16 protein-coding genes are annotated in these 15,160 nt (G+C 63.8%); 12 read left to right on the top strand and 4 right to left on the bottom strand.

The features are described 5' to 3' along the window. Window positions 1-30: 30 nt before the first annotated feature. The 4 genes from G3N58_RS16900 to G3N58_RS16885 all read left to right on the top strand — a co-directional run bounded on the left by G3N58_RS16900 (window position 31) and on the right by G3N58_RS16885 (window position 4,678). Complete coding sequence (locus G3N58_RS16900; protein WP_205999677.1) at window positions 31-828, top strand: MetQ/NlpA family ABC transporter substrate-binding protein; 798 nt, start codon at window positions 31-33, stop codon at window positions 826-828. A 248-nt stretch (window positions 829-1,076) separates the two neighbouring features. Beyond that, window positions 1,077-1,826, top strand: a complete 750-nt coding sequence (locus tag G3N58_RS16895; protein WP_205999676.1) for an electron transfer flavoprotein subunit beta/FixA family protein — start codon at window positions 1,077-1,079, stop codon at window positions 1,824-1,826. 15 nt (window positions 1,827-1,841) lie between these two features. Further along, window positions 1,842-2,777 carry an electron transfer flavoprotein subunit alpha/FixB family protein gene (locus G3N58_RS16890; RefSeq protein ID WP_205999675.1) on the top strand — a complete coding sequence of 312 codons (936 nt, stop codon included), beginning with the start codon at window positions 1,842-1,844 and terminating at the stop codon, window positions 2,775-2,777. A 98-nt stretch (window positions 2,778-2,875) separates the two neighbouring features. Further along, on the top strand, window positions 2,876-4,678 hold the full coding sequence (locus G3N58_RS16885; protein ID WP_205999674.1) for an acyl-CoA dehydrogenase: 1,803 nt from the start codon (window positions 2,876-2,878) through the stop codon (window positions 4,676-4,678). Window positions 4,679-4,887: 209 nt separating this feature from the next. Here G3N58_RS16885 and G3N58_RS16880 read toward each other — a convergent pair whose 3' ends face one another. Further along, window positions 4,888-6,174: a D-amino acid dehydrogenase gene (locus G3N58_RS16880; protein WP_205999673.1), complete on the bottom strand. Its 1,287-nt coding sequence runs from the start codon at window positions 6,172-6,174 to the stop codon at window positions 4,888-4,890. Window positions 6,175-6,366: 192 nt separating this feature from the next. On the opposite strand from G3N58_RS16880, the gene G3N58_RS16875 reads away from it, so the two are divergent. Together G3N58_RS16875 and G3N58_RS16870 are read left to right on the top strand one after the other, a co-directional pair. Further along, window positions 6,367-6,855 carry an Lrp/AsnC ligand binding domain-containing protein gene (locus G3N58_RS16875; protein WP_167050244.1) on the top strand — a complete coding sequence of 163 codons (489 nt, stop codon included), beginning with the start codon at window positions 6,367-6,369 and terminating at the stop codon, window positions 6,853-6,855. Window positions 6,856-7,038: 183 nt separating this feature from the next. Then, window positions 7,039-8,184 carry a PA0069 family radical SAM protein gene (locus G3N58_RS16870; protein WP_205999672.1) on the top strand — a complete coding sequence of 382 codons (1,146 nt, stop codon included), beginning with the start codon at window positions 7,039-7,041 and terminating at the stop codon, window positions 8,182-8,184. A gap of 29 nt (window positions 8,185-8,213) precedes the next feature. On the opposite strand, the gene G3N58_RS16865 is transcribed toward G3N58_RS16870, so the two are convergent. Together G3N58_RS16865 and G3N58_RS16860 are read right to left on the bottom strand one after the other, a co-directional pair. Next, on the bottom strand, window positions 8,214-8,681 hold the full coding sequence (locus G3N58_RS16865; RefSeq protein ID WP_205999671.1) for a TM2 domain-containing protein: 468 nt from the start codon (window positions 8,679-8,681) through the stop codon (window positions 8,214-8,216). Window positions 8,682-8,973: 292 nt separating this feature from the next. After that, window positions 8,974-10,083, bottom strand: a complete 1,110-nt coding sequence (locus tag G3N58_RS16860; RefSeq protein WP_241017141.1) for a PQQ-dependent sugar dehydrogenase — start codon at window positions 10,081-10,083, stop codon at window positions 8,974-8,976. A 246-nt stretch (window positions 10,084-10,329) separates the two neighbouring features. Here G3N58_RS16860 and rpsP point away from each other — a divergent pair, with 246 nt between their 5' ends. The 6 genes from rpsP to G3N58_RS16830 all read left to right on the top strand — a co-directional run bounded on the left by rpsP (window position 10,330) and on the right by G3N58_RS16830 (window position 14,716). Then, a complete protein-coding gene (rpsP, locus tag G3N58_RS16855) occupies window positions 10,330-10,584 on the top strand; it encodes a 30S ribosomal protein S16 (RefSeq protein ID WP_013090118.1) in 255 nt (84 codons plus the stop codon). Window positions 10,585-10,718: 134 nt separating this feature from the next. Beyond that, window positions 10,719-11,426: a ribosome maturation factor RimM gene (gene rimM / locus G3N58_RS16850; protein WP_205990436.1), complete on the top strand. Its 708-nt coding sequence runs from the start codon at window positions 10,719-10,721 to the stop codon at window positions 11,424-11,426. A gap of 13 nt (window positions 11,427-11,439) precedes the next feature. After that, entirely contained in the window at window positions 11,440-12,219 is a 780-nt protein-coding gene (trmD, locus tag G3N58_RS16845; protein WP_205193424.1) for a tRNA (guanosine(37)-N1)-methyltransferase TrmD, read from the top strand. A gap of 165 nt (window positions 12,220-12,384) precedes the next feature. Further along, window positions 12,385-12,771 carry a 50S ribosomal protein L19 gene (rplS, locus tag G3N58_RS16840; protein WP_167050256.1) on the top strand — a complete coding sequence of 129 codons (387 nt, stop codon included), beginning with the start codon at window positions 12,385-12,387 and terminating at the stop codon, window positions 12,769-12,771. Between the two features lie 89 nt (window positions 12,772-12,860). Beyond that, window positions 12,861-13,649 carry a CoA pyrophosphatase gene (locus G3N58_RS16835; RefSeq protein WP_205999670.1) on the top strand — a complete coding sequence of 263 codons (789 nt, stop codon included), beginning with the start codon at window positions 12,861-12,863 and terminating at the stop codon, window positions 13,647-13,649. 128 nt (window positions 13,650-13,777) lie between these two features. Next, window positions 13,778-14,716, top strand: a complete 939-nt coding sequence (locus G3N58_RS16830; protein ID WP_167050260.1) for a CobD/CbiB family protein — start codon at window positions 13,778-13,780, stop codon at window positions 14,714-14,716. Between the two features lie 122 nt (window positions 14,717-14,838). Here G3N58_RS16830 and G3N58_RS16825 read toward each other — a convergent pair whose 3' ends face one another. Then, a complete protein-coding gene (locus tag G3N58_RS16825; RefSeq protein ID WP_167050262.1) occupies window positions 14,839-15,159 on the bottom strand; it encodes a DUF2007 domain-containing protein in 321 nt (106 codons plus the stop codon). Window position 15,160 lies beyond the last annotated feature (1 nt).

Below are 15,160 nucleotides of genomic sequence, written 5' to 3'. Positions count from 1 at the left end.
ACCCGCTAGAAGAGTCGGAGAGGGTCCATCATGCAACGTCGCTTCATTCTCAAGCTGGCTGCCGCGCTCGGCGCGGTCTCGCTGTTCGCCATGAACGCGGCGCACGCCGAAGACACGATCAAGGTCGGTGTCACGGGCGGTCCGCATGCGCAGATCATGGACATCGTGAAGACGGTCGCCGCGAAGAACGGTCTCAACATCAAGATCGTCGAATTCTCCGATTACGTGCAGCCGAACGCGGCGCTCGCGAGCGGCGATCTCGACGCGAACAGCTATCAGCACGACCCGTATCTGCAGGCGCAGGTGAAGGACCGTGGCTACAAGCTGATCCGTATCGCGGACACCGTCACCTACCCGATGGGCATCTACTCGAAGAAGCTGAAGACGCTCGCCGAACTGCAGCCAGGCGCGAAGATCGCGGTGCCGAACGATCCGACCAACGGCGGCCGTGCGCTTCTGCTGCTGCAGAAGCAGGGGCTCATCAAGCTGCGCGCCGACGCGGGCCTGAAGGCGACGCCGCTCGATATCGTCGAGAATCCGAAGAAGCTGAAGATCGTCGAACTCGACGCGGCGCAGATTCCGCGTTCGCTGGGCGATGTGGATGCCGCCGCGATCAACACCAACTTCGCGATGGAAGCGGGCCTGAAACCGAAGCAGGACGCGATCGCGATCGAAGACCCGAAGGGGCCGTACGTGAACATCATCGCGATCCGCGAGGCTGACAGAAACAAGCCGTGGGTCGCGAAGCTGGTTGCCGCGTATCACTCGCCTGAAGTCAAGCAGTTCATCGACAACAAGTTTGGCGGCTCGGTCATTACCGCCTGGTAGCCTGGTAAGCCGACGCTCGCCAACTTCGCAAGAAGAAGACGACGGCAAGGCGAAATTAGAGGTGCGAGTCGGAGCCCGGGGTTGTCTCCCGGGTTTTTTAGAGATTAAAATAGAACGATCGTTCGATATTGCCGTTGCGCCGCGGAGGAGCGATATCCTCTCGCTAATGCGCCCGCGACAGGGCTGCCATGAGGGCAGTCGCTATAATGTTCGTCGGGTTGACGTATTCGTAACTTTGGAGCGTGTGCATGAAAATTCTGGTGCCAGTGAAAAGAGTGGTCGACTACAACGTGAAGGTCCGGGTCAAGTCGGACGGCACGGGCGTCGACATCGCAAACGTGAAGATGTCGATGAATCCGTTCGACGAAATCGCGGTGGAAGAGGCGGTGCGCCTGAAGGAAGCGGGCGTGGCGACCGAGGTGATCGCGGTGTCGGCGGGTGTGGCGCAGTCGCAGGAAACGCTGCGCACGGCGCTGGCGATTGGAGCTGACCGTGCGATCCTGATCGAGTCGAACGAGGAGTTGCAGCCGTTGGCCGTTGCGAAGCTGCTCAAGGCACTGGTCGACAGGGAGCAGCCGCAACTGGTGATCCTCGGCAAGCAGGCCATCGACGACGATTCGAACCAGACCGGCCAGATGCTCGCCGCGCTCGCGAATCTGCCGCAGGCCACGTTCGCCTCGAAGGTTGTCGTGGCAGACGGCAGGGCCACCGTGTCGCGCGAAGTGGACGGCGGCGCGGAAACGCTGTCGCTGACGCTGCCGGCCGTCGTGACGACCGATCTGCGCCTGAACGAGCCGCGCTACGTGACGCTGCCGAACATCATGAAGGCGAAGAAAAAGCCGCTGGAAACCGTGAAGCCCGAAGACCTCGGCGTCGATGTCACGCCGCGTCTGAAGACGCTGAAAGTCGCCGAGCCGCCGAAGCGCTCCGCCGGTGTGAAGGTGCCGGACGTGAAGACGCTGGTCGGGAAGCTGAAGACCGAAGCGAAGGTGATCTAAGGGGCGAGGAAAGAAATGACGAATCTTGTAATTGCAGAACACGACAACGCGTCGGTCAAGGCCGCGACGCTGAACACGGTTGCCGCGGCACAGAAGATCGGCGGTGACATTCACGTGCTGGTCGCAGGCCACAACGCGCAGGCCGCAGCGGACGCCGCCGCGAAGATCGCGGGCGTGGCGAAGGTGCTGCTCGCCGACGCGCCGCAACTCGAACAGGGTCTCGCCGAGAACGTCGAAGCGACGGTCGTGAACATCGCGAAGAACTACTCGCACATCCTCGCGCCGGCGACCGCTTCGGGCAAGAACATCGCGCCGCGTATCGCGGCGAAGCTCGACGTCGCGCAGATCAGCGACATCACGGCGGTGGACTCGCCGGACACGTTCGAGCGTCCGATCTACGCGGGCAACGCGATCGCCACCGTGCAGTCGGCTGACCCGATCAAGGTCATCACGGTCCGCACGACGGGCTTCGATGCAGTGGCAGCCGAAGGCGGCAGCGCGGCGGTCGAGAAGATCGAGGCTGCAGCCGACGCGGGCCTCTCGCAGTTCGTGAGCCGTGAAGTGACGAAGCTGGACCGTCCGGAACTGACGAGCGCGAAGATCATCGTGTCGGGCGGCCGGGGTCTGGGCAGCGGCGAGAACTACACGAAGGTTCTGGAGCCGCTGGCCGACAAGCTCGGCGCGGCGCTGGGCGCCTCGCGCGCGGCGGTCGACGCGGGCTACGTGCCGAACGACTATCAGGTGGGTCAGACCGGCAAGATCGTCGCGCCGCAGCTGTACGTCGCGGTCGGCATCTCGGGGGCGATCCAGCATCTGGCGGGCATGAAGGACTCGAAGGTGATCGTCGCGATCAACAAGGACGAGGAAGCGCCGATTTTCAGCGTCGCCGATTACGGTCTGGTCGGCGATCTGTTCACGCTCGTGCCGGAACTCGTGAACGAACTCGGCTAAGCGCCGCGGCGCCTGAAAAAGGCTGCCGACAGCAAGCGAAGGGCGCAGGACCGATCAAGTCCCGCGCCCTTTTTTCATATCAAGGGAGGAGAACCGACATGAGCTATACGGCGCCCATCAAGGACATGCTGTTCGTGATGAAAGAACTGGCCGGACTCGAAGACATCGCGACGCTGCCCGGCTTCGAGGACGCGAACCTCGACACGGCCCAGGCCGTGCTCGACGAATCGGCGAAACTGTGCGGCGAAGTGCTCGCGCCGCTGAACGTCGAGGGCGATCGCAATCCGAGCAGCTGGAAGGACGGCGTCGTTACCGCGACGCCGGGTTTCAGGGACGCGTTCCGCCAGTTCGCCGAGGGCGGCTGGCAGGGCGTACAGCATCCGCTCGACTATGAAGGGCAGGGACTGCCGAAGCTGATCGCGACGCCGTGCGTCGAGATGCTGAACGCGTCGAACCTGTCGTTCGCGCTGTGTCCCCTGCTGACCGACGGCGCGATCGAAGCGCTGCTGACGGCCGGCAGCGAAGCGCAGAAGCAGACCTTCGTGCCGAAGCTGATCTCGGGCGAATGGACCGGCACGATGAACCTGACCGAGCCGCAGGCTGGCTCCGATCTCGCGCTCGTGCGCACGCGCGCCGAGCCGCAGGCCGACGGTTCGTTCAGGCTGTTCGGCACGAAGATTTTCATCACGTGGGGCGAGCACGACATGGCGCAGAACATCGCGCATCTGGTGCTCGCGCGCACGCCGAACGCGCCCGAAGGCGTGAAGGGCATTTCGCTCTTCCTCGTGCCGAAGTTTCTCGTCAACGAGGACGGTTCGCTCGGCGCGCGCAACGACGTGCATTGCGTGTCGATCGAGCACAAGCTCGGCATCAAGGCGAGCCCCACCGCGGTGCTGCAGTTCGGCGATCACGGCGGCGCGATCGGCGAGTTGATCGGCGAGGAGAATCGCGGCCTCGAATACATGTTCATCATGATGAATGCCGCGCGTTTCGCGGTCGGCATGCAGGGCGTCGCGATCTCGGACCGCGCGTACCAGAAGGCCGTCGCGTATGCGAAGGAGCGCGTGCAGAGCCGTCCCGTGGATGGTTCGGCGAAGCAGTCGGTCGCGATCATCCAGCACCCGGACGTGCGCCGCATGCTGTCGACGATGCGTGGCCTCACCGAGGCATCGCGCGCGCTCGCGTATGTCGCGGCGTCGCACTGCGATCTCGCGCATCGTCATTCGGACGAAGCGACGCGTGCGCAGCATCAGGCGATCTACGAATACCTCGTGCCGATCGTGAAGGGCTGGAGCACGGAACTGTCGGTCGATGTGACGAGCCTCGGCGTGCAGGTGCATGGCGGTATGGGCTTCATCGAGGAAACGGGCGCCGCGCAGTACTACCGCGACGCACGCATTCTGCCGATCTACGAAGGCACGACCGCGATCCAGGCGAATGATCTGATCGGCCGCAAGACGCTGCGCGACGGCGGCAAGGTTGCGAAGGAACTGCTTGCGGGCATTGCCGGAACGGTTGAGGCGCTGGGCGCGCAGCAAGATGCACAACAGGGGCAGGCGTTTGCGTCGATGAAGACGCAGCTTGCGCAGGGGCAGCGGGCGATGAACGCGGTCGTCGATTTCGTTCTCGCGAATGCGAAGGGCGATCCGAATGCGGTGTTCGCGGGCAGCGTGCCGTATCTGAAGCTCGCGGGCATCGTGCTCGGCGGCTGGCAGATGGCGCGGGCGATGCTCGCGGCGTCGGCGCGGCGCGCCGACGATCCCGCGTTCCATGACGCGAAGATCGCGACCGCGCGGTTCTACGCGGAGCATGTGCTGCCGCAGGCGGCGGCGCTCGAAGTGGCGATCGTCAATGCGAAGGGCGGCGAGGGCGTGCTGGCGTTGTCGGAGGATCAGTTCTGAGCGCGGATGGGTGACGCGATCGTGGCTGGATGATCGGCGGACGTTCTCTGGATGTTCATGCCGGCTGCAATGCAAACGGCGCCTCGTGAGGCGCCGTTTGTTTTTGCGATTTGGGTTTTGCTGTTCGTACTCAGCGATGCTTGCTACGTCCGTATCAACGCATCGGCATGCCGTTCGATGCCGAAGTCAACGTTGCTTGCGCCGCTCGCTCACGCATAAGCCGGCCGATGCTCGCCCGCCGTCTCACCCAGATAGCGATGCACCGACAGATCGTCGGCGCGGATGGCCGGCTGCTTGCCCGACATCAGATCGGCCAGCAACTGGCCCGAGCCGCACGACATTGTCCAGCCGAGCGTGCCATGCCCCGTGTTCAGGAACAGGTTCGGCACCGGCGTGCGGCCGACGATCGGCGTGCCGTCCGGCGTCATCGGCCGCAGACCGGTCCAGAAGGTCGCCTTCGACGTATCGCCGCCGCCCGGGAACAGGTCGTTCACGCACAGTTCGAGCGTTTCGCGGCGCGCCTGGCGCAGCGATTTGTCGAAGCCGACGATCTCGGCCATGCCGCCGACGCGAATCCGGTCGTCGAAGCGCGTGATCGCGATCTTGTAGGTCTCGTCGAGCACCGTCGACACCGGCGCGGCCGCCGCATCGACGATCGGCGCGGTGATCGAGTAACCCTTCAGCGGATAGACCGGAATCTTCACGATGCCGTCGAGGAAGCGCGTCGAGTACGAGCCGAGCGCGACCACGAACGAATCCGCACGCACCAGTTCGCCGCCGCATTGCACGCCGGCGATGCGGCCGCCCGCCATCGCGAGCGCGTCGATCGGCGTGTTGTAGCGGAACTTGACGCCGAGTTCTTCGGCGAGCGCGGCCAGGCGCGTCGTGAACATCTGGCAGTCGCCGGTTTCGTCGCCGGGCAGACGCAGGCCGCCCGTGAGCTTGTGCGATACCGCGGCGAGCGCCGGTTCGGCCTGTGCGAGTTCGGCCGCCGACAGCAGTTCGTACGGCACATTGGCGTCCTGCAGCACGGCGATGTCTTTCGCGGCGCCGTCGAACTGCTGCTGCGTGCGGAACACCTGCAGCGTGCCGCCGGTGCGGCCTTCGTAGCGGATACCGGTGTCGGCGCGCAGCGCCTGTAGACAATCGCGGCTGTATTCGGCGAGGCGCACCATGCGGCTCTTGTTCGCCGCGTAGCGCGACGCCGTGCAGTTTTGCAGCATCTGCCACATCCATTGCAGCTGGAACGCCGTGCCGTCGAGACGGATCGCGAGCGGCGCATGCTTCTGGAACATCCACTTGACGGCCTTCAGCGGCACGCCCGGCGCAGCCCACGGCGACGCATAGCCCGGCGAGATCTGGCCCGCGTTGGCGAAACTGGTTTCGAGCGCCGGGCCGGCCTCGCGGTCGATGACGGTCACCTCGTGACCCGCGCGCGCAAGATAGTACGCACTCGTCACGCCGACCACGCCACTGCCCAAAACGACGACTCGCATAGCTGCTCCAGATATTTCAGAAGGGTGAGTAGGGCGGTGGCGTTCGCCGGCGGTGTCGAGTTGGCTCGATTCACGTTCGACTCGTCAGTGCTAACCCGAGGTGTAACGCGGTTTGCCCAGTGTTAACCGCTATACTATTAACAGCCCGTCAGGTTTTGTTATCGTATTTTCATCATTTTCAGAAAAAACATCATGCGTACACAGCGCCAGCCCGTGCGGGCCCTCGACAAGCTCGATCACAAGATCCTGCGGCTCCTGCAGCAGGACGGCCGGATGGCGATGAAGGACCTCGCGGAGCAGGTCGGGCTGTCGGTGACGCCGTGCATCGAGCGCGTCAAGCGCATGGAGCGCGACGGCGTGATCATGGGCTACCACGCGCGCGTGAACCCCGCCGAGCTGGGCGCGGCGCTGCTCGTGTTCGTCGAGATCACGCTCGACCACAAGAGCGGCAACATGTTCGACCAGTTCCGGCGCGAGGTGCAGAAGATCCCCGAGGTACTCGAGTGCCATCTCGTCTCGGGCGACTTCGATTATCTGATCAAGGCGCGCATTGGCGAGATGGCCGACTACCGTAAGCTGCTCGGCGACATCCTGCTGCAGCTGCCGGGCGCGGTGCAGTCGAAGAGCTATGTGGTGATGGAGGAGATCAAGGAGACGCTGACGATCGCGGTGGGCGAGTAGCGGCTCCTAGGCGGCACAAGAGGGAATAAAGGCGCAAGGGCGCGCGGCGGCGGCTTCAGCGCCCAGTTCGCGGGCGTGGAAACAACGCTCGACAAACGGCGTAAACACTGTATATTTATACAGGTATTTTGCGCCGTTTTTTTGTTTGGACGTGCGTTTGTGTAGCTCTTGCTGTGGCCTGCCGTGACCGATCCCGACACCTCTTCCATTCCCGAATTTCCGATTGCGCCGCCTGCGTCTCGCAAGGGGCGCGGGGCGGTGACGAACCTGCAAGGCCGCTACGAAGTCGACCAGCGCGAAGCGGTCGACGACGGCTGGCTGCCGGGCGCCACGGAAGACGGCGAGCCGAGGGCGCTGCGCACGCAGGTGTTCGAGGAGCGCGCCAGGACCATCCTCACGCGCAATGCGTCGCCGGATATTCCGTTCGGCGTGTCGTTGAATCCGTATCGCGGCTGCGAGCATGGCTGCATCTATTGCTTTGCGCGGCCGACGCACAGTTATCTGGGACTGTCGCCGGGGCTCGACTTCGAAAGCCGTATCTACGCGAAGATCAATGCGCCGGAATTGCTCGAACGCGAGCTGTCGAAGAAGTCCTATGTGCCGGAGCCGATCGCGCTCGGCGTGGCCACCGACGCATGGCAGCCGGCCGAACGCGACTTGCGCCTGACGCGCCGTGTGATCGAAGTGCTCAGCGAACGCAGCCAGCCGTTCGCGGCGATCACCAAGTCGTCGCTGATCGAGCGCGACATCGATCTGCTCGCGCCGATGGCCGCGCGCGGGCAATTCATGGCGGCGATCACGATCACCACGCTCGATGCCGACATCGCGCGCACGCTCGAACCGCGCGCGGCCACGCCGTCGCGCCGTCTGCGCGCTATCCGTACGCTGAGCGAGGCCGGTATTCCGGTGGGTGTCAGCATTGCGCCGGTCATCCCGTTCGTCACCGAACCGGACATGGAGCGCGTGCTCGAAGCCTGCGCGCAAGCCGGTGCCAGCAACGCGAGCTATATCGTGCTGCGTTTGCCGTGGGAAGTCGCGCCGCTCTTCAAGGATTGGCTGAGCGCGCATTTTCCCGACCGGGCCGAGCGGGTCATGAGCCGCGTGCGCGACATGCGCGGCGGCAAAGACTACGACTCGTCGTTTTCGACGCGCATGAAAGGAGAGGGTTTATGGGCGGACATGCTCAAGCAGCGTTTTCACCAGACCGTGCGCCGTTTGGGGCTGAACGGGCGCGACCGGGGCATTCTCGACATGTCGCACTTCCGGCGGGGCGAGCCATCGCGTGAGCGGGAAGCGTCACGCGACAATCCGCAATTGAGGCTGTTTTAGCGCGGTGTCTGGAACCCGCCCGCTGGCCGTTACTGCGAGAGCGCCTTGGCCGCTTCCACCTGACTCTCGAAGTAGGTCTGGAACGAGACGGCGAGGCCGGTCATCAGCAGGAACGCGCCGATCAGCAGCGAAAAGATGACGATGAAAATGACCGTCCAGCCGGAGCGGCTTTTGCGTTGGGTGTGGGCGTTGAACTGCGCGTCCCATTTCTGATCCGGACGCAGCCCGTAGACGAGCGCGGCAAGAAACGCGGCGAAAAGCGAAATGGCGCCGGTGGTCGCGAGCACCCAGCCGAGTATCGAAGCGCGCTCGGTGGCGATCAGCAACATCACGCCGGGAATGCCGATCAGCGTGCCGATCAGATGCGCCCAGCCGTAAATGTCCCGGGTGCCGTACAGATAGAAGCGATGGGCGCCGAGGCTACCGAAAAGGAACGCGAGCGCGGCGGTAATGGTCTTGGATCTGAAGCGCGGGGAAGTCGAGGCAGCGGTGGACATGGACGCGTGGGCAGAATGACGGGCGGTCGAAAGGAGCGGCAGGAGCGGCGCGCCGCATGGCGCGGACCGACGCGCATTCTACGCCTGCCGCGCGCGGGAGGTCACATTGCGACTAGGCGTGGGGCTGAAGGCGGGTAGGGAGCCGGCCGTGAGGGCTGAACGTTTGTGTAAGGGTGTTTGCGGCAACGCAGACGTCTCGTGCGGACGGATTTTCTTCGGCGCGGCCCGCAGGTTTGGCGGGTGCTGCAGAGGGGCTGCCCTCGGGGTTGTCGGGCAAGCCTGCGAACGATCGCTAAGGCGCCGAATACGTCACGCGATAGATCGCGCCGGCGTAATCGTCGCTGATCAGCAGCGAGCCGTCGGGCAGCGGCAGCACGTCGGCGGGACGGCCCCAGACGGTTTCGCCCGGTTGTAGCCAGCCTTCGGCAAAGACTTCCTGGCGCGCGTTGCCGCCGTCCGGATCGGCGATCACGCGCACGACGCGGTAGCCGGACTTCTTGCTGCGATTCCAGGAGCCGTGTTCGGCGATGAAAATGTTGTTGCGGTAGTCGGCCGGAAACATCGCGCCGTCGTAAAAACGCATGCCGAGCGCGGCTACGTGCGCGCCGAGCTTGGCGACGGGCGGTGTGAACTCGCTGCACGCGTGGTCCTTACCGAATTCGGGGTCGGGCGTGTCGCCGCCGTGACAGTAGGGAAAGCCGAAATTCATCCCGAGCCGCGGCGCGCGGCTCAGCTTATCGCTCGGGATGTCGTCGCCGAGCAGGTCGCGGCCGTTGTCGGTGAACCACAGTTCGTGCGTGACGGGGTGCCACGCGAAGCCGACCGAATTGCGTATGCCGCGCGCCACGACTTCATAGTGGTTGCCGTCGGGGTCCATGCGGCCGATCAGGGCGAACCGGTTCGGGTCCCTGTCGCAGATGTTGCACGGCGCGCCTTGCGGCACGTAGAGCTTGCCGTCCGGGCCGAACGCGATGAATTTCCAGCCGTGATGCGTTTCCGTGGGCAGCTTGTCGGTGACGATGACGGGCTTTGGCGGATTGCCGAGATGGGAGTCGATCGCATCGAAGCGCACGATCTTCGACACGGCGGATACATACAGCGCGCCGTCGTGCCATGCGACGCCAGCCGGCATCTGCAGGCCGGAAGCGATGATGTGGCGGCCCGTCACGCGGCCGTTGCGCAGTTCGAGCGCGTAGACGTGCCCGTCGAGACTGCCGACATAAAGAATGCCCTTCGGCGAGAGCGTCATTGCGCGTGCGCTCGGCACTTCATCCGACAATACTTCGATGTGAAAGCCCCGCGGCAGTCTGATTTTCTCGATGGGCAGCGAGGCCGCCGCTGTCAGTGTCTGTGTGGCGAGCACGGCTGTGGCTGCGAGGCGCGGAATCCGGCTGCGCGCCATGCGGGCAAGCCCCGTCAAGCGTGCCAGAAAGAGAAAAAAAGCGGGCAGAAACGGAGTGGGCTGCGGGCGTTTCACGGGCGATCCTTCAGGTATTTCGGGCATTTGGGCGGGTTCGCGAGCCCGCGATGGGGGGCCGGCGCAGCCGCATTGCTCAGTTTATCCCGGTAAGTGTTTGTTATGGCGTCGGTTTCCCGCTATAATCGCGTGTTTCAGTCGTTCCGCACCCCGGTTTTCAAGGATTCTAATATGGTCATCATCCGCTTGGCTCGTGGCGGCTCCAAGAAGCGCCCGTTCTACAACATCGTCGCTACCGACTCGCGCAGCCGTCGTGACGGCCGCTTCATCGAGCGCGTCGGCTTCTACAACCCGGTCGCTACGAAGGGCGAGTCCCTGCGTATCGCTCAGGACCGCCTCACGTACTGGCAAGGCGTTGGCGCGCAACTGTCGCCGACCGTCGAGCGCCTCGTGAAGGAAGCGCAAAAGGCGCAGCCGGCTGCCTGATATGGCGGTCCGCATGCGTATCGTCGTCGGTTCGGCCGGCGGCTCGCGCAGCTTGCGTGGGCAGTCCGATACGTACATTGTTTTACTGAAGCAGACGGCGAAGTCGTCTTCGAGGCTATCTCCGGGTTTATCTCATGTCTGAGCGTGATTCCGGCAGTTCTGGTCGCGCAAAGGCGTCTGGTCAGGCGTCGTTCGGTGCATTCGTCCGCAAGCCGGTCGAGCGGGCCGAAGACAAGGCGAAAGCCAGTGCGGCAAGTAGCGCTTCCGCAGCCGCTGAAATGCGCGCGGAAACGCTGGCAAGCTGGCCGGCCGATGCGGTCGAAGTCGGCGCAATCGTTGACGCTTACGGCCTCAAAGGCTGGGTCAAGGTGTCCGCCCACGCGGATGCCGGGCGGGGTGGCGACGCCCTGTTGAGCGCCAGACGCTGGTGGCTGCTCAGAGGCGACGAGCGCAGGTCCGCACCGGCCTTGCAGGCCAGGACTCATAGCGACAGCGTGGTGGCCCATCTGGGCGGCACCGCCGACCGCGACGAGGCATTCGCATTGCGTGGTTTTCGCGTGTACCTCAGCCGCAGCGAATTTCCGGCTCTCGAAGCCGACGAATTCTACTGGGTCGATCTGATCGGACTCACTGTGGTGAACCTCGCCGGGTTTGAACTCGGCAGGGTTGCAGGCATGATCGACAACGGTGCGCAGTCGGTGCTGCGTATCGAATATCCGGCTACCGACAAAAGCGGCAAGCCGGTCGCAGACGAGCGCTTGATCCCGTTCGTCGGCGTCTATGTCAAAACGGTGGACCAGGCCGCGAAGCAGATCGTCGTCGACTGGGAAGCCGATTATTGAAATCTTTCGTTGAATGGAGAGAGCGGTGCAGTTCGATGTCGTGACGCTCTTTCCGGAAATGTTCCGCGCGCTGACCGACTGGGGCATCACCAGCCGGGCCGCGAAGCAGGAGCGCTATGGGTTGCGTACGTGGAATCCACGCGATTTCACGACCGACAACTACCGCACGATCGACGATCGCCCGTACGGCGGCGGCCCCGGCATGGTGATGCTGGCCAAACCGCTCGAAGAGGCGATCGGCGCCGCGAAAGCGGCGCAGGCACAGCAGGGCATCGGCGCGCCGCGCGTCGTGATGATGTCGCCGCAAGGCGCGACGCTCGATCACGAGCGCGTCATGAAGTTCGCGGCCGAACCCGGTCTGATACTGTTGTGCGGGCGCTATGAAGCGATCGATCAGCGTCTGCTCGATCGTGTCGTCGACGAGGAAGTCAGTCTTGGCGACTTCGTGCTGTCGGGCGGCGAGTTGCCCGCGATGGCGTTGATGGATGCGGTCGTGCGTCAGTTGCCCGGCGTGCTCAACGATTCGCAGTCGGCGGTGCAGGACAGCTTCGTCGACGTGCTGCTCGATTGTCCGCACTACACGCGGCCCGAGGAATACGAGGGTGTGCGGGTGCCCGATGTGCTGCTCGGCGGCCATCATGCGGAAATCGAGGCGTGGCGGCGGCGCGAAGCGTTGCGCAACACGCTGAACAAACGGCCCGATCTGATCGTGAAGGCCAGAAAGAATAAAATGCTAAGCCGTGCCGACGAGGCATGGCTCGCAAGTCTCGCGAAGGAAGAGCCGAAGGCCTGAGGCCCCGGTCTTTCGAGCGGGTATAGGCGGTGCCGTTCATGCGTGGGCGGTGCCAGATGTGAACCCATCCTCTATCGGGGCCGTCGTCGAGCGCAGTGGGGCAACCCACGGGAAACCAGCGCAAGGCAGGTACGAACGCCGACAAGATGGATCTAGGAGTCAGTGATGAATCTGATTGCAAAACTCGAGCAGGAAGAAATCGCGCGCGTTCTCGGCGAAAAGACCATTCCCGATTTTGGTCCGGGCGATACGGTCATCGTTAGCGTGAACGTGGTTGAAGGCACGCGTAAGCGTGTGCAGGCTTACGAAGGCGTCGTGATCGCCAAGCGTAACCGTGGTCTGAATTCGTCGTTCATCGTCCGCAAGATTTCGTCGGGCGAAGGCGTCGAGCGTACGTTCCAGACGTACTCGCCGCTGCTGGCAAGCATCGTCGTGAAGCGTCGCGGCGACGTGCGTCGTGCGAAGCTGTACTATCTGCGCGAGCGTTCGGGCAAGTCGGCTCGAATCAAGGAAAAGCTGGTCTCGAAAGACCGCGCTGCTTCCGAAGCGTAAATGCTGTAAGAAAAAGCACCCCTCGCGGGTGCTTTTTTGTTGGCCAGGTCAAAATAGCGGTATCCCCACCTGCTGATCAGAGAGACCCGTTGATCCGCCCTGTCTTCGAGCCCGAAAGCCTGCCTGTCATCGCGACAGGTGCCGATCTGCCGCCGGTGGCCGGCGACCGTCTTACACCCGATGCGCTACGGGCACGCTTCGAGCGCCAGCTTGCCTGGACCCCCGAAAAAATTGCCGACGCGCCTTGGCGCAACACCGGAATCGATCCGCGCGTGGCTGCGGTGCTGGTGCCGCTCGTAGTCCGCGAGCACGGCCTGACCGTGCTGCTCACGCAGCGTGCCGACCATCTGAACGATCACGCGGGCCAGGTGAGTTTTCCCGGCGGCCGCCAGGAGCCGTTCGATGCCGATGCTATCGCGACCGCGCTGCGCGAGGCGCACGAGGAAGTCGGTCTCGATTCATCGCGTGTGGAAATTCTCGGTGCGTTGCCCGACTATCTGACAGGCACCGGCTTTTGCGTATCGCCGGTCATCGGTCTCGTGCATCCGCCGTTCACGCTGCAAATGGATACGCTCGAAGTGGCCGAAGTCTTCGAGGTGCCGCTCGCGTTCCTGATGAATCCGGCCAATCACGAAGAACGTCTGTTCCGCTACGAGGGCGGCGAGCGCCGCTTTTTTTCGATGCCGTACCCGCGCAGCGAGCCGGCGGCAATAGCGGAGCACACCGCGCAACCGCCGGGCGAGCAAACCGGCGTTCTCGAAGACACCCGCGCAACGCAAGCCGCAACCGAACACACCGCCGCGCAGGGCGGCGATTATTTCATCTGGGGGGCGACGGCGGCGATGCTGCGCAACCTCTATCGTTTCCTTGCAGCATGAGTTGAACGCGCAGAGTTGCGTGGACGATGCAGTTGTCGGCGGTTTGTCAGCGTCTGCGCTCAGAGGCATCCGACCCTGTGCTATCGTTATAAAACAATCGTAAAAACTCAAAAAGCACGGCGCATCGCATGACTTTTTTCTCCGTATTGCTGGCTCTGATCATTGAACAGGTACGCGCACTGTCGCCGAACAATCCGGTGTCTGCGTTGCTTCAATACCATGCGGAGTCGGCGGCGCACGGATTCGATGCCGGCAAGCAGCGCCACGGTCTGCTCGCATGGCTCGTGGTGGTGGTGCCCTGGACGCTTGCGGTCGCGCTCGTCTACTACGTGCTGTATCACATCCACTTCATGCTCGCGTTCCTGTGGAACGTCGTGGTGCTGTATTTCACGCTCGGCTTCCGCCAGTTCAGCCATTACTTCACCGACATCCATCTCGCGCTGAACAACGACGACGTGCCGCGTGCACGCGAAATTCTCAACGAATGGACCGGGCTCGATACCGTCGACATGCCGGTCAGCGAGATCGTGCGCCATACGCTGATTCATGCGGTGGTCGCCTCGCATCGCCATGTGTTCGGCGTGTTCTTCTGGTTCCTGATTCCGGTCGGTCCGGCGGGCGCGGTGCTGTACCGTTGTGCCGAATATCTCGCGCGCGCATGGGCGCGGCCGGCCGACGACCGCACCGTTGCGTTTTCGAGTTTCGCGCAGCGGGTGTTCTTCGTGATCGACTGGGTGCCGGCGCGGCTGACGTCGCTTGGCTTTGCGATCGTCGGCAATTTCGAGGATGCGATTTACGCCTGGCGCAATCACGCGCGGCAATGGCCCGATGCGAACGACGGTGTTCTGCTGGCTGCCGGAAGCGGGGCGCTTGGCGCGCGTTTGAGCGGGCCGCTTGCGGAGCAGTCGAGCCTCGACGCGCTCGCTACCGGCGACGGCGGGCCGATGCAGGTTGGCGACGACTGCACGCCGCGTACGTTGCAATCGGCGGTAGGTCTCGTGTGGCGCGCGGTCGTGCTGTGGATGATTCTGCTGTTGATGCTGACCATCGCGGTATGGCTCGCCTAGCATGACGTCATCATGCAGCGCCAGGCCGCCGTGCCTCGCGCAGCACATGAAAACGCCGGGCAATGCCCGGCGTTTTCAATTCCCGGTCACCTCACCAACCCGGCGATCCACCTGTCTTCACCTCACCCCTGCAACGGATCGCGCGCGGTCCCGCATTGCCAGCACACGGTGAACTGCGCCTCGAGCATCTCCCCGCATTGCTGACACCGCCACCCCGGCGCGCCGGGTGCCGGCCCTTGCGATGCCGCCTCGATCAAACGCCGCGCGATCGCCTCATCGCGCTCATCGACGAGCCATAGCTCCGGCGCGCATTGATCCGCCGGAATCTCGCCGAGCGCGCCGTTCAGATAGCGGTTGTGCAACTCGCACGCAATGCCCGCGGTCTCGAGCACGTTGACCCAATGCTGCCCTGTGATCAGATTCGGCGCGCGCATCAGCTTCATG

This window comes from Paraburkholderia sp. Ac-20342, assembly GCF_017104985.1.
Taxonomy (GTDB): domain Bacteria; phylum Pseudomonadota; class Gammaproteobacteria; order Burkholderiales; family Burkholderiaceae; genus Paraburkholderia.
This window is presented reverse-complemented; position numbering and strand designations above follow the sequence as displayed.